Here is a 13,796-nt window from a genome sequence, read left to right on the forward strand (position 1 = left end):
GGCGAAACGATCGGGTAGGGGCCGCCAGGCGCGGAGAGAATTGCACGGTGCCGGCGCGCATGCGCAGCGGCTGGGCCGTCATCGGGGACACGCGACACCTACCGGGCTACTGCGTCCTCCTCCACGACGGCGATGCCGACCACCTGACCGATCCGGGACGGCGCGAGCGCGCGGAGTTCATGTTCGATCTCGCCCTGCTCGGCGAGGCAGTCCAGCACGCCTGCTCCGATGCGGACCCCGGGTTCCTCCGGGTCAACTACGAGGTTCTGGGCAACCCCCTCCCGCTCCTGCACGGCCACGTCCACGCCCGCTACGCGTGGGAGCCCGACGCGTTGCGACACGGTCCGGTCCGGCGCTATCCCGACCGGGGCGAACCGCGATTCCGACTCGACGAACGACACGACGACCTGCGGGCGGCACTGACCCGGGCCCTCGAGCGGATCACGGCCGAGACGTACGCCGAGGGCCCGGGGGGCACGCGGGTTCCGAGATGAGGATGAAGACGGAAGTGGCCGTCTCGCGCGGCGCGCCCGAGCGTCCGGCGGGCTCGGCACGGGTCCGGCGTTCGTGGACCGGCTCTCGTCCGTCGCGGACTCGGGGTCGAACGTCTCGACCGCGAGGACGAACGGCCGCCGCCGACGCGGGTCCTCCATCGGTCGCCGATCGCGATAATCGGGATATTGGGCGGTATTGGGGGCGCTCAACCAGGGAACGAACATCTGGGATGGTCCCTCCCTACGTCGGCGAAGCCACGCGGAACCGGCGGCGCGCGTCCGCTGGGCCCGCCCCTTTGTCGCCAGAGCCGCCGCGGGCCGTTCGGACCTCGTGGACAGCAACGACCTCCAGGCCGGCCACAAAAGATTGGTGGGGCGGCTACGCCCTCCACGATCCGACGGGTGATGTACGCGGTATATGCGCGCGTCACCGTGCGGACGGCGTGCCGATCCCGGACACCACGACCGCGCGGTGATCGATGACCACCAACGCGATTGCATCGACCGGGGGTTGGCCAAGCGCAAGGCCCCACTCCTGCGCGTCGACGCGTTGCGCGCCGCAGTCGCGACCAGCCGGACTCGCCGCCGCGGGCGAGGTCGAGTAGCACGCGGCCGCCCGCGTCGTCGACGAAGGAACGGTGCGCGATGCTCTTCACCGCTCCGGGCCTTTCGGCGGGTGATACTTTTCCGAGCCGAAACGCGTCGAGCAGCCACCGCACCTGATCAGGCGTCAGTTCCCCATGGAAGAGGGCGCGAGTGCCGGCCAGAGCATGAGGGACGTTCCCTTGTTTGATCGACTGTCGGTTTCTTGTCCGGCGTCTCGGCTATGCCTCGATCGACACGGGGGCACGCGGTTCGAGTCGGATCGGGTTGGTCCAAGCCCGTCCTCCGGAGGCGTCCTCCACAGTGACACGGCAGTACCCGCCGGCGAACATCGTCACGGGCAGGGTGCCTTCGCTGAGGTCCTTACCCTCGACGACCTGTAGCCCGGGGGTGCCGCCGGTGATCAGGACCTTGCGTACCGGCGAGCAGCGAACGGTGATCCAGCCGTCGTCGACGCGGACATCGTGAAGTTCGGGGCCGGTACTCGCGTAGTAGTGGCCGGCCTTGAGCGCCGAGACAAGGGCCTCGGGTACGAGGGATTCGGCGCGTACCTGGACCCAGGCCGCGCAGCCGGGCGGGTCCTGCGGCTGGAAGTGGGCGTCGTCGGCGGCGTAGGTGCTCAGTCGGTGCCCCCGAGACAGCAGGACGTCGGTCAGGTGCCAGCTGTCCCCGCGGTCCTCGCGGGCCGCCAGGGCGTTGTACACCTCGATCGCGTGGGCGGCGTCCAGACTCTCCGCGTCGGCAAGGGTGAGCAGCGAGGCGGCCGGGTGGGCCATGCCGATGAACGCGCCGGCCGCTCGCGCCCTGCGTGCCAGTTCCGGGCCGGACTCACCGGGAACGGGGGGACGGAACCCGAGCGGCAGACCGACCGCGACGATGTGCCAGCTCGACCCGATCTCGGTGATCGGGGCGTGGAGTTCCGCACCCAACAGTGTGGTGAAGTCGGAGGTACGCAGCGCCCGGGTGTCCGTGAGGGGAAACCCGTACTCCGCGCGGAAGTGGTCCGTGATGGCCAGGAAGTCGTAGCCGGCCTCCCGGTAATGGCGCGCGACCTTCTCGGGCGACCAAGCCCCGTCGGACTGATCCGAGTGGGTGTGCAGGTTGCCACGCCAGAATCGGCCGGGCCGATCAAAGGGCAGATCGAACACCGAAGCCCCCCGTCGCTCTTGTGTCTCAGTCCGCGCGATCCAAGTTAACGATCGTCGGTCGGCCGGGGAAATGCAATCGACGCCTTCACTGCTCGGGGCGGGCTGTACCGGATTCCGACTGGGTTGAGCCACCGCACCGGACCTTGAACACTGCCGGCCAGGCTGCGCCCACAGTTGACAGCCGACAGCTCTCGCAGCCTTGCAGAGCATGCGGCCGCCTGCTGCCGGTCGCGGCGGGGCGTGGCGTGGCGTGGAATCGAAGCGTTGGGCATGAACCGGCAGGCAGGGCAGCGGTGTTCGGGAACAAGGGATGGCCTGGGGTGTATTCAGGAAGTCCCCGCCGGCTTCGCCAAGCCGGCGCCGTGTCAGAGGCTCTTGCCCTTGGCCGGGCGAAGTCCGACCTGCGGGCCCGAACCACGAGCCGGGTGTGCCTGGCCAAGGATGGGTGCCGCGAGCGCGTCCATGCTGAGTGGACTGCTGTCCGCGGCTCTATCGCGCGCGGTCGCGGTTCGGTCCCGGATTGCCGAGGCGGGCGCGACGCCGACCGCGCTCGCCCGCGCCCCGGCGCGCGCCACCACCAGCGGCCGCAGCGTCTCCATGAGCACCCCTGCCATCAATTCGGGACCGACCTCCTTGGTGATGCCGACATGTGGTGCCGCGTTGGTGACGATGGTCGCCAGGTACGGCGCCCACAACGGCATCGCGTCTTCGAGCTGTCGCACCGACTCGCTGCGAGTCAATTGCTGTAAGGCCCTGGGCAATCTCCGCGCGGCGAGATCGGCCTCTTCGTAGCGGCCCCAAGCCTCCACGCCCTCGGTGAATCCTCGGGCGAGGAAAGCGGGCGCCACCTTCCGGTGGGCCTCGATGATCGAGGCGTCCTGGCCGCGGTAGTCCTCCCAGCCGACGGCCACCGCCACGCCATGACGCGGGTCGTGGAAGCCGATGAGCTCGGGATCCCACTCGAAGATCCGGCCGCCCCGCATCCCGAGGTTGCCGCGGTGCCGGTCGGGGTGGGTGGGGGCCAGTCGAACGGGTACGACCGAATCCAGGGTGCGTCGCGCACGACGACGTACTCGTGCGCGCTCATGGTCATTCCCAAGCGTGCAAGCGCCGGTCCCCACCGTTCCAGGTGCCGTGCGAGGGCGGATTCCATCTGGGCAAACTGCAGATCTCGGTAGGAAGCGAAGTCGTGCGGAATTCGCGTGCTGACGCGCGACATCGGAAGGCGGCTCGCCTGCATGCCGATCATGTCCATGGGCAGCAGGCCGGTTTTGTGCGGCAGGTCGAGTTCCAGTGTCCGCGCCCACGCGTCGGCCAACTCGGCGACCTGGTGTTCGGACACCGGACCCCGATCGCCGCGAGGCATCCACGGGCTGACGTCCGGCTCATGCCTCTGGATATGGAAACGACCGCGCGGATCGGCGTAGTAGGTCCTCGGTCGATTGACCATCCCCGCACGTCGCTGGGCGTCCTGGACTTCGGCCTCCAGGAACCCGGTGCGCCATGAGATCGGTTCCCGGGACGCCAGGGGCTCGGGGATCCGAACGTTCACGGTGTTTCCGTGGACGAGGTCCGGCACGGCGACGTTGCGATTGAACAAGCCCTTGCCGACCACCACTTCCCGGCCCTCGAGCGACGCGCGGGTCCTCTCCTCCGCCGACCGGTCCACGACTTGCTTTGCGGCCCTGTAGAGCTGCTCGGCCGACGACGCGCTGTACCGGGGTTCGGCGTCCAAGGGCGCCACGAGCATCCGGCGGTGCGTTCCCTTCGCTGCGTGGCGGCGAATGGTGATCGCCGGTCAATGCCGCTGCTGGTTGCGGGAGTTGGTCGCAGCGGACGATACCAGTACCCCTGCGGACCGAGTGATCACCAAGCTCGGCGCGGTTCCGAAGCCGGTAATCATACTGGCACGACCGGCAAACACGACCATCCGGGTCGTGATGGTGCGCGGTCCTCAGCACGGCTGCGGCCCGTTGCGGCGTCGCCTCGCCGACGAACCCGCCGCCGGTGACCTTTGCAGTCCCAGATGGCGAGCGGCGGTGGGGTCGGTGCCCCCGGAAGTGTTCGCACCCGATTGGGTTCGAACGCGCGGTGTCCCGGCCCGATGTCGGCGTGCAGGGCTACATCTCGGGTCGGTACAAGCCGATGTGCTCACGACGGATCGTGGTTCCGGTCCTTTCCAGCCCTGCTCGTGATGTCGAGTGCTCCGTTGTGCAAAAGAAGGCGGCGGGCTGCTTCGTCGTCACCCGTGACCTGGGGCCGGCTTGTGCCCTGGAACGCCTCGGTCTGCAAGCGAAAGCGGGCGGGGGCGGTGCGCCGGACGGCGCATCCAGGCCCGTCTCTCCTCACCGAGGCCGGCCATCCATTCCAATGCCGCCGACGCACGGCGCTCGCGCCCGCCTCGCGTGCCGGCCGTCACCGCCCGAAAGAGCGGGAAAGTGTTGTTGTCCCACACGTCCGCCGCCACAAGGATGGCCTCCCGGTCGAAGCAGCGCGCGTCCGCGGCGGCAGCGGCGATCCGTGCCAGCGAGCGGTCCAGCAGCGCCACCAACATGCAGACTGCGGAGGGGCGTTGGATCGTCGCCCCTCCACGCAGTCCGGCTGTGCCGAAACGGCGCCGTGGAGAGGGAACATCGAGCTCGGCCATACCCAGGATCGTCGCACGAAGCACGATCACCTCAAGCAGGGAGCTGAGCACGTCCGTCTGTACCTGGTCGAGCACTTGACGGAGCACGCCGACACCCGGCGAAACTGCGGGGGGTGTTTCACCGGGGTCTCGGCCTCGCCCGGGCGAGGATGTTCCGGACGAATCCGGGGTTGCCGCCGCCGCCCGGAATGGTCGTGCCCACATGCGCGGGGAGTTTCCCGGGTGTCCCGTGGAACTGCTCCCTCACATACCGTCGACCCCGCGAACTCGGGGGCGCTCCTGGCACGTCCTCCAGCCCGTGGGAGAACCCGGAGCCGACCCCGCGGACGCGGCAACGTGCCCACTCCGGTGCGCCCTTCCGTGTCTTGGCTGCCAAGCAGAAATCGCGGCAGGAGGCTCACCGCGAGGTGGACCGAATGCATCAGTTCGGTCGGCCACGCGCAAGCGGGATGTGAGTCCCCCTCGTGCCGTTCGGTTTCGGCCTTTCGGATGTGCCATGCCTCGGACCGGCCCCACGAGTGGTGTGATCCGAAATCCATCCGGGGATTGCACGATCGCCGCGCCACCGGTGGGTGTCGGTGTCTTCTCGGGCCGTCGTCGCGGCTCGCTATCGCGTGGCGTCCCGCTCCGGCGAACGCCGACGTGTGCGACGGCAGGACAGACGGTGCTCGGTCGAGGCGGATGCAGCGCGATGGGACGCTGCCGCTGCCTGTCGGCACCATCGATGGCTGCGGTGTGCGGTGACACGTGTAGCCGTGGTGTGTAAGGGAGTTGGGGTCATTGCCTGGGCCAAAAACTCAGCTTGGTTCGGTATTGACCATTGCAGGTGACTGGTGTGTGATCAACGCGCACCGGATGTAACCAACCGCCGCGCCAGAGTGATTGGTCGTTCTGTGCCTGCAGTTCGCCCGTCCATGAGGACCGGTGCGGCTCGGTGAAGGCCGAACGTCGTCCGCACGCGGCCTCCACACCACAAACCGAACACGGGGGATGGCATGACCGAGTTCCAACCCACCCGCCGCAACATCCTGAAGGCCGCCGGCGGGTTGTCCGCGGCGGCGGTGCTCGGTGCCGCGGGCGTCGTCGGGGGCGCGTCCGCCGCCCATGCGATCGGCGACGGCTTCGGGCTGCGCATCATCGACAGCAACGAGAGCGATCCCCGCCTGAAGTACTACCGGTTCAAGACGAGCCAGATCGGGTGGACCACCGGTCCGGGCGTCAACGTCCTGCTCCCCGACGACTACGACAGCAGCGGCCGCCGGTACCCCGTCATGTACCTGTTCCACGGTGGCGGCACGGGCGCGGACTTCCGCAACTTCGACGTCCCGGGCGGCATTCGGGAACTCACCGCCGGCAAGCCGATCATCGTCGTGATGCCGGACGGGGGCGGCGCCGGCTGGTACTCCAACCCGGTCACCTCGTTCGTCGGTCCCCGCAACTGGGAGACCTTTCACATGTCCCAGCTCCTGCCGTGGGTCGAGGCGAACTTCCGGACCCATGCGGAGTACGACGGACGCGCGGTCGCCGGCTACTCGATGGGCGGCTTCGGCGCGCTGAAGTACGCCGCCAAGTACTACGGCCACTTCGCCTCGGTCAGCGCCCACTCCGGCCCGCCCAGCCTGCGCCTCAACGGCGGCGCCGTCGGCCACTGGGCCAACGCGTCCTCGGCCGCCATCGAGCTGGGCGGCGGCACCATCTACGGCGTGCCGTTGTGGAACGAGGCCCGGGTCAGTGCCGACAACGCGGTCGAGCGCATTCCGAGCTACCACAACAAGCGCATCTTCATGGTGGCCGGTACGGGTGCCGAGAACATCCCGTGGTTCAGTGCCTTCCAGGAGTCCCATGTCCTGGACGGCCAGCGCGAGTTCCGTGGCCTTCTCGACCAGGCGGGCATCCCGTACACGGCCCACGAGGTCCCTGGCGGCCACACTCTCCGTTGGCACCTCCTCGCCGAGGACATCGACGGCATCGTCGCCCACCTTCGGCCGGCGGCGTAAGCCGTATTGCTCGCGGAGGCCGGTGACGGGATCGCACGTCGTTGCGATCGAATTGAACCCGGTCCTGGCATCGGCTCCGCGAGGGCGGGGACTCGCCGACGTTGTGAACGGCGTTCGGATGCCGCTGATCGTCGCGATCCGCTCGGTGAAGTACCCCGGCAGCCAGCCGCGGCACCAGCACTACCGAGTGATCCTGGACCAGGTGGCGTCTCCAAGCTCCGATGGCCAGGTGCTGTTCCGCGACGAAGTCACCTTCGTCCGTCATCACGCCAGGGCCGGCGGACCGGACGTGGATCTCTGTCCGCTCCTATAACAACCCCGCCACCGGCTCAGGCCGGGGCGGGCAGATGGATCGAGGCGAGCTTGGCCGGGTCGACGATGATGTCGATGCCGGTGATCCGGCCTCCGGTGACGGTGAAGGCGATGACGGAGAGAGGGGTTCCGTCGGAGCGCCAGGACATGTGGCCGGGGACGCCGTTGACCAGCACGGGTCGGTGGCGGGCGGCCTCGCCGGAGAACATGCGGGCGCCGGCGGCGACCTTGGTGGCGCCGAGAGTGACGACAACGCCGCCTGGGGTGTCGACGGTCAGCTTCACGTTCGGATCGAGGACACGCAGGAGCGCCTCGAAGTCGCCGCCGCCGGCGGCGGCGCTGAATGCCTGGACGACCTCGCGGTGTTCGCGGCCGGGGCCCGCCACCCGGTCCGTGCCTTGGACCTTGCGGCGAGCGCGGCTGGCGATCATCTTGGTGGCGTCGGCGGATTTGCCCAGGATCTGTCCGATTTCGTGGAACGGGACCGCGAACATGTCGTGCAGGACGAACGCCAGGCGCTCGCTCGGGGTGAGCGAGTCGAGCACGACGAGCAGGGCGAGGCCGACCGAATCGGCCAGCGCCGCCTGCTCGTCCGGCGCGGGGTCGCCGTCGGGCAGCACCACGAGGTCCGCGAACTCGTTTCCGTAGGCGGTGGGTTGGGCTTGTCGGGACCTCAGGAGGTCCAGGCTGATGCGGCCGACCACGGTGGTCAGCCAACCCGCCAGGTTGCCGATGGCGGCCTCATCCTGGCGGACGAGGCGCATCCACGCTTCCTGGACCACGTCCTCGGAGTCGGCGTGTGAGCCCAGCACACGGTACGCGACTGCGCGCAGCCGGTCGCGCTGGGCTTCGAACGCCTTCGTCACAAGGTCGGACGGGTGGGCGGTCACGGTTTTGGCTGCTGACGGAGCGAGATCCGGTTGCCGTCGGGGTCCACGGCCTCGACGCGAACCCCGAACGGATAGTCCACGGGTTCGGACTCTTCGAAGACCACGCCGCGTCGGCCCATGACCTCGAAATCCTCTCGCAGATCGTCGGATTCGAGGATCAGCGGCCCTGGCGCTGCATGCGCTCCCGGCTGTCCCGCGGCTGCGGCCTGCGACCACAGGATGATCTGGAGCGGGCTGTCGGGAACGCCGACGGTGAGGAAGCGTCCGTCGGGCCCCGGGAAGTCGAGCCGCTTCTCCAGGCCGAGGCCCTCGGTGTAGAACTCCAGCGCACGGTCCTGATCGGTGACGTATACCGTCACGTACATGATGTTGGTCAGCATCCTGTTCTCGATTCACTCGTTGGGTGCGACGACCACTCGAAATCGGCCGTCGCACCTATGACGAGTGCCGACGGGAGAAGGTAACAGGACTGGTCCGCCGGATCGGTTTCCCCGGGTGCACGCGGTGTGACTCGGCAGTACGCATCCAGGCTCGGCACATGCTTCCGGGCGCCGGGGGCAGACCTGGTCGACCTCCTGCCCGCCGCGCCCGCCAACAACGCGTCGCCCGCGCTGAGTAGGCTCTCGGGCCTTCCACCTGGAGTCCTCGCCGGCCCGGTATCGACCACCGCCCTCCCACGACGATGCAGAGCCCGCGCCGGACACCGCCGGAAGACGTTGCCCGCCTGACCGTTGGGCCGTCACCCGTGTGGAGGGTGGACGGCTGCGCGCAGGCGGCAAGCAGCCCGGCGGCAGGAGCCGGCGGGCACGGTGCCGGGACGGTCGAGTACGACGACGACCGGAGGGCGGCCGCGATAGGCGGGAATGAGGTCGTCGTGGACACCGGCGAGGATGGGGACACCGAAGGCCGCCATGTCCTACTCGAACGCCTTGCCGGAACGCGGGTTCGGCTGTGGGGGATCCGTACCGGTGGGAGAGGACCAGCCCGGTCGTGGGACGGAAGTACCAGGCGTGCCGGGTGCGTTCGCGGGACGGCCGCTCTCTGCGTGGGAGTCGGAGCCCGGCTGGTCTCGTCGGGTGCCCTGCCTTGCGCCGGGGACGTCCGGTGGGTGGGGGGAAGGTCGGCGTTGGCGAGGACGATGCGCATGTCGATGTCGCCGACCGCGTGCCGCCCTCGGCGCAGCGGTAGGTCGTGTGTATCGGCGACGTGGTCTTGGTCGCGCTGTTCGGTGGAACGCCTTACGGACCGGGGAGTGCACACTGCTGCCGCACGCGGCGCAGCGGCATCGAGGCGCATTCGGCCGTTTTGGGCATTGGGTTGGGACAGCCCGATATGGGCGTCGCGTCAGTGTCCGGTGTTCGATCGGCGGCGATCTCGGCACGGTTGTCGCAAGCCCGGCCGGTGGACTACGCCACTCCGGCTTCGCAGTCCCAGTGGCTGTAGCGCTCTGCGGGATGCGGACGGGCGAGCGGAGCGTCCTGGAGACGTGGATGCCGAGCATCCGATCGTGACGCCGGCCGACCGTGCGAGCGAACATGCCGGATCTTGATCCACGAGCGTGATCGCACGCCGGGTTCGTACCGCGCGTCGGTCCGCTTGCAGACCAGCCCCTCCAGGCCCGCCTCGCGGGTCGCCTCGAGCGCCTGGGCGCCGTGTCCCACGAGTGCCCCGGGGGTGGACCAGTTCCGGCCCCGGAGCTCCAGGGTCTCCAGCCGGTCGCGGCGTTCGGTCCACGGTTGTGCGGTCAGGTCGCGGCCCTCGAGGAACAGCGCGTCGAAGAGCATCAGCCGCGCCGGGACCTCCTTGGCCATGTGCGCCGCCCGGGCGGGCGAGCCGGCCAAGCCCATCCTGGCTTGCAGGCGTTCGAAGTCGCTGTGCCCGTGCTCGTCGAGCGCGACGATCTCGCCGTCCAACACGGCGGCGACGTCGCCCAGGGCCTCGCCGATCGCCCGTAGCTCGGGGTAGGCGCCCGTGATGTCGGCGCCCGAGCGAGCGCGCAGCAGCACCGTCCCGTCCCCGGGGAGGTAGACGATCGCGCGTTGCCCGTCCAGCTTGGTCTCGTACGCCCACCGGTCGTCCTCCGACGCGGGCGGCAGCGTGCCGGGGGTGGCGAGCATGGGCGCGATCCGGGGCAGCGTGGGCATGCGGGGAACGTCGTCGCCCCGGCGCCCGGGTACACCCGGCGGTGGCCCGGGTCGCCCGAACGGAGGCACCCGAACGCAGGCGCACGTCAACGGTCTCCGTACCTCGAACACTGCGCCCGCACCGCCTGGACGCCGACCGCATCGCAATAGGCGTGCCGGCTCCACCGCGCAGGCGCACCGCGACGACTGCGCGGGCGCCGCATCGACGCGGCTGCGGACGCGCTCGCGGGCCGGCGCCGGGCGCCCCGTTACTGCTCGGCGCGGGCGTGCCGCTGGTGCAAGCGGGCTTGCGGCCCGGGCTGCGGGAGTAACCGGTACCCCTAGCGCGGTCCCGCGGCCGAGGATGAGCGTGCGGGCGAAGCCGTCTCCCGGGCGCGGCCCAAGTCGGCCAGGCGGCGTAGTGCGTGTTCGGAAGCGGAGCCCGGCTCGGCGGCGAACAGGTCGAGGCCGCTGTATTCGAGGTCGCCGGGCAGCGTCACGAGTTCGCCGTACAGCTCCAGGTCGCCGACGACGGGGTGGTGCAGCCGGTAGAACCGGTGGCCCGTGCGCGCGACGGGATGGGACGACCACATCCGTGCGAACTCGGGACTGGCCGCGCGCAACCGCTCGATGTGTGCGACGAGGCTCCGGTCGCCCCGGTAGCAGGCGGACAACACCCGCAGGTGCGCGACGTGTTCGACCGCCGTGCGCTCCCAGCCGTCGCCGTGCAGGTCGCGCATCTCCGGCCGGCGGAAGATCAGGTCGGAGATGCTGCGCTCGCCCTCGGGCATCGCCGCGAAGTCGCCGAAGAGCGCGGTCGCGACCGGGTTCCACGCCACGACCTCGGTGTGCCGCCCGACCAGGATCGCCGGGGTCGCGTCGAAGGACGCCACCAGGTGCCGCAGGCCCGGGCGCGGCGTGACGGCGGTTCCGGGACACGTGCGGGCGTCGGGCCTGGCGAGTTGGCCCAGGTACGTCCGCTCGTCCTCGTCCAGGCGCAACGCCTTCCCGATCGCGGCCAGGACCTCCGCCGAGACGCTGTCGGCCCGGCCCTGTTCGAGGCGCGTGTAGTGCGCGACGCTGACGCCGGCGAGACCTGCCAGTTCCTCGCGGCGCAGGCCCGCCACGCGGCGGCGGCCGCCGTACGCCCGCAGTCCGACGTCCCCCGGGCTCAGGCGGGCGCGGCGGGACTTGAGGAACTCGCTCAGTTCGATACGTGCGTCCACACGGCGACCATAACCGGGACGGCGCGAGGGTGATCACGCGGTGCGTAGGCAAAGCCGGGACCTGGGTAGCGCGTGGCGGTCCGCCCAGGCTGGGAAGCGACCCAGCCGCCCGCCTCACTCCCGAGGCCCTTTCCGGAGGTCGGCCTTTATGCCGTCGCCTGCCAACCTCGTACGTCCCACCAGCCTGACACGTCCCGCCTGGACACTCGCTCTCCTCGCCCTCGCGGGCCTGATCACCGCGCTCGACTTCACGATCGTGTACGTCGCGCTGCCCCAGATCGCCGCCGACGTCGGCTTCTCCGAACACGGGTTGCAGTGGGTCGTCAGCTCGTACGCCGTCGTGTACGGCGGACTTCTGCTGCTCGGCGGTCGCCTCGCGGACCTGCTCGGCAGACGCCGCATGTTCGTGCTCGGCATGGCGCTGTACGGTGCCGGCTCGCTCCTGGGCGGTCTGGCCACCGCGCCGGGCGCGCTGATCGGCGCGCGGGCCGTGCAGGGCGTGGGCGGCGCGGTCCTGTTCCCCGCGACGTTGTCGCTCGTGAACACGCTCTTCGCGGAAGGGCGTTCGCGGACCCGGGCGCTGACCGTGTGGGCGGTGTCGGGAGCGGGCGGGCTGAGCCTGGGGGCGCTGCTCGGCGGCGTACTGACGAGTGCGTTCGGCTGGCAGGCGGTGTTCTACGTCAATGTGCCGCTGGTCGTGGTCGCCGCCCTGGCCGCGTCCGCGCTGCTGCCCGCCGACGCGGCGTGGCGCGACGTACGCGAGGGGTGCGAAGGGTGCGAGGAACAGGACGGACGCAGCGGATACGAAGGGCGCGAGGGCTGCGAGGGGTTCAAGGGACAGGACGGACGCGACGGACGCAAGGAGCGCGACGGGCGCGGCGGCGCGGGTGCGACGCGGCCCGGCTTCGACCTCCCGGGCGCGCTGACCGGCACGGTCGGGCTCACGCTGCTGGTGTTCGCGATTGCGCAGGGGCCGGAGTGGGGTTGGACGGATCCCCGGGTGCCGGGTGCGGCGGGAGTGGCACTGCTGCTGCTTGCGGGATTCGTCGCGGTGGAGTCGCGGACGGCCGATCCGCTGCTGCCGCTGCGCCTGTTCACGCATCGCGGCCTGACGGCGGCGACCGGGGTGATCCTGGTGTTCGGACTGACCCTGCAGGCCGTGCCGTTCTTCCTGACGTTGTGGTTCCAGGACGAGATGGGCTTTTCGGCGCTGCGCACGGGGGTCGCGTTCCTGGGGCCGACGTTGTCGATCACGGTGGGCAATCTCGCGGGTGAGCGTCTCGCGGGGCGCCTGGGCGTGCGCCGGACACTGATGGTCGGGTTCGCGGTCGCCGCACTGGGGGCCGCGGTGCTGGCGGCGGGGATGACGGACGACTCGTCGTACGCCGCACTGCTGCCCGGGATCGTCGCGTTCGGGCTGGGCACCGGCGTCGTGTTCACCACGATGTGGGTCGCCGCGGCGTCGGGCGTCGCGGACACCGAGCAGGGCGCCGCCTCCGGACTGGCGTCCACCGCACTCCAGTTCGGCTCCGGGGCCGGCCTGGCGGTGCTGGTCTCGGTGGGCGGGATCCGGACGGCGGTGGCGGTGGTCGCGGTGGGCGCCCTCGTCGGACTCCCGGCCGCGCTGGCTCTTCCGAAGGCCGTGCGGCCTCCTGCCGATCCGGCCGGGATCGGGTCTGCCGATCCGATCGGTCAGTCGTCTTCGTCCTCGGCGCGGTCACCCTCGGCCTGCGATGTCTCGTAGGCGTGGGCGGTCTGCTCCGATGTGGCGTCTGCGTCGGACGTGCGCATGTCGCTTCCCCGCACCACCACGCGCGGGGGCGAGTGCATTCCGTGGTGCTCCTCGTGCAGCCGGTGCTCGCCACGTACCTGGGTGTCAGGCATGGAAACCTCCTGCGGCCCACCGCACCCTGCGGTGCCGGGTGCGGTGCCGCTGTGTCTCCAGTGTCCCTCTTCCGCGGGTCGCCCGTCCCATGAGCGGCGCGCACCCGGCTGGGCGGGTCGTCCGGCCCGTGCGCGGCGCGCACCCGGCTGCTGCGCCCTACGGGAATACCGGCTTGGGCTTCCGGGCGAACGCGGTGGGGCCCTCCTGTGCGTCGGCGTTCGCGAAGATCGGCCGGCCGATGCAAGTTGGCGATTGAGCGCGTCCTCCGCCGGAAGGTCCGGGGTCTCGATGATCGAGCGCCGACGGCCTCCACGGCCGGCGCGGGTCGTTGCTGTCGATGATCGCGGCGATCTCCAGGGCCGTGGGGGGGGGCGGGCCCGGCGGGGCGGGCGGCGGCACGGGCCGGGGGGGCGCGGAGGCGGGGCGGCCCGCCGGGCCGGGGGGTGTCCGGCCGCCCACCCAGCCCCCCCG

General features: G+C 70.5%; 11 protein-coding genes and 1 pseudogene. 4 read left to right on the forward strand and 8 right to left on the reverse strand.

The features are described from left to right. Positions 1–47 precede the first annotated feature (47 nt). Positions 48–494, forward strand: coding sequence for a diadenosine tetraphosphate hydrolase (locus ACIRL2_RS43905; RefSeq protein WP_402240224.1), 447 nt, complete (start codon positions 48–50; stop codon positions 492–494). 824 nt (positions 495–1,318) lie between these two features. Here the strand turns inward: ACIRL2_RS43905 and ACIRL2_RS43910 are convergent. The 3 genes from ACIRL2_RS43910 to ACIRL2_RS43920 form a co-directional block, all read right to left on the reverse strand. After that, positions 1,319–2,245 (reverse strand): CehA/McbA family metallohydrolase, encoded by a 927-nt coding sequence (locus tag ACIRL2_RS43910; RefSeq protein WP_402240227.1) that lies wholly within the window; start codon positions 2,243–2,245, stop codon positions 1,319–1,321. A 365-nt stretch (positions 2,246–2,610) separates the two neighbouring features. Further along, entirely contained in the window at positions 2,611–3,228 is a 618-nt protein-coding gene (locus ACIRL2_RS43915) for a hypothetical protein (RefSeq protein ID WP_402240229.1), read from the reverse strand. Positions 3,229–4,487: 1,259 nt separating this feature from the next. Continuing rightward, the gene (locus tag ACIRL2_RS43920) at positions 4,488–4,967 is read right to left on the reverse strand and encodes a hypothetical protein (protein WP_402240231.1); all 480 of its coding nucleotides are present in this window, start codon (positions 4,965–4,967) and stop codon (positions 4,488–4,490) included. Between the two features lie 920 nt (positions 4,968–5,887). Here ACIRL2_RS43920 and ACIRL2_RS43925 point away from each other — a divergent pair. Beyond that, positions 5,888–6,889, forward strand: coding sequence for an alpha/beta hydrolase (locus ACIRL2_RS43925; RefSeq protein ID WP_402240233.1), 1,002 nt, complete (start codon positions 5,888–5,890; stop codon positions 6,887–6,889). 118 nt (positions 6,890–7,007) lie between these two features. Further along, positions 7,008–7,202, forward strand: coding sequence for a hypothetical protein (locus ACIRL2_RS43930; protein WP_402240236.1), 195 nt, complete (start codon positions 7,008–7,010; stop codon positions 7,200–7,202). A gap of 16 nt (positions 7,203–7,218) precedes the next feature. On the opposite strand, the gene ACIRL2_RS43935 is transcribed toward ACIRL2_RS43930, so the two are convergent. The 4 genes and pseudogenes from ACIRL2_RS43935 to ACIRL2_RS43950 all read right to left on the reverse strand — a co-directional run bounded on the left by ACIRL2_RS43935 (position 7,219) and on the right by ACIRL2_RS43950 (position 11,440). Then, the gene (locus tag ACIRL2_RS43935) at positions 7,219–8,091 is read right to left on the reverse strand and encodes a sigma-70 family RNA polymerase sigma factor (protein ID WP_395873098.1); all 873 of its coding nucleotides are present in this window, start codon (positions 8,089–8,091) and stop codon (positions 7,219–7,221) included. Next, the gene (locus tag ACIRL2_RS43940) at positions 8,088–8,471 is read right to left on the reverse strand and encodes a VOC family protein (RefSeq protein ID WP_402240239.1); all 384 of its coding nucleotides are present in this window, start codon (positions 8,469–8,471) and stop codon (positions 8,088–8,090) included. Before ACIRL2_RS43940 ends, ACIRL2_RS43935 begins: the two co-directional genes overlap by 4 nt. Before the next feature lie 1,146 nt (positions 8,472–9,617). Further along, positions 9,618–10,235 (reverse strand): annotated as a pseudogene (locus ACIRL2_RS43945) (ATP-dependent DNA ligase); the annotation flags it as partial. A gap of 320 nt (positions 10,236–10,555) precedes the next feature. Further along, positions 10,556–11,440: a helix-turn-helix domain-containing protein gene (locus ACIRL2_RS43950; RefSeq protein ID WP_402240240.1), complete on the reverse strand. Its 885-nt coding sequence runs from the start codon at positions 11,438–11,440 to the stop codon at positions 10,556–10,558. Between the two features lie 148 nt (positions 11,441–11,588). Here ACIRL2_RS43950 and ACIRL2_RS43955 point away from each other — a divergent pair, with 148 nt between their 5' ends. Then, complete coding sequence (locus ACIRL2_RS43955; RefSeq protein ID WP_402240242.1) at positions 11,589–13,184, forward strand: MFS transporter; 1,596 nt, start codon at positions 11,589–11,591, stop codon at positions 13,182–13,184. Here the strand turns inward: ACIRL2_RS43955 and ACIRL2_RS43960 are convergent. Next, positions 13,133–13,324 (reverse strand): hypothetical protein, encoded by a 192-nt coding sequence (locus tag ACIRL2_RS43960; RefSeq protein WP_402240244.1) that lies wholly within the window; start codon positions 13,322–13,324, stop codon positions 13,133–13,135. The two genes, ACIRL2_RS43955 and ACIRL2_RS43960, sit on opposite strands and share 52 nt — an antisense overlap. Between the last annotated feature and the right edge of the window lie 472 nt (positions 13,325–13,796).

The organism is Embleya sp. NPDC127516 (assembly GCF_044765325.1).
Lineage (GTDB): Bacteria > Actinomycetota > Actinomycetes > Streptomycetales > Streptomycetaceae > Embleya.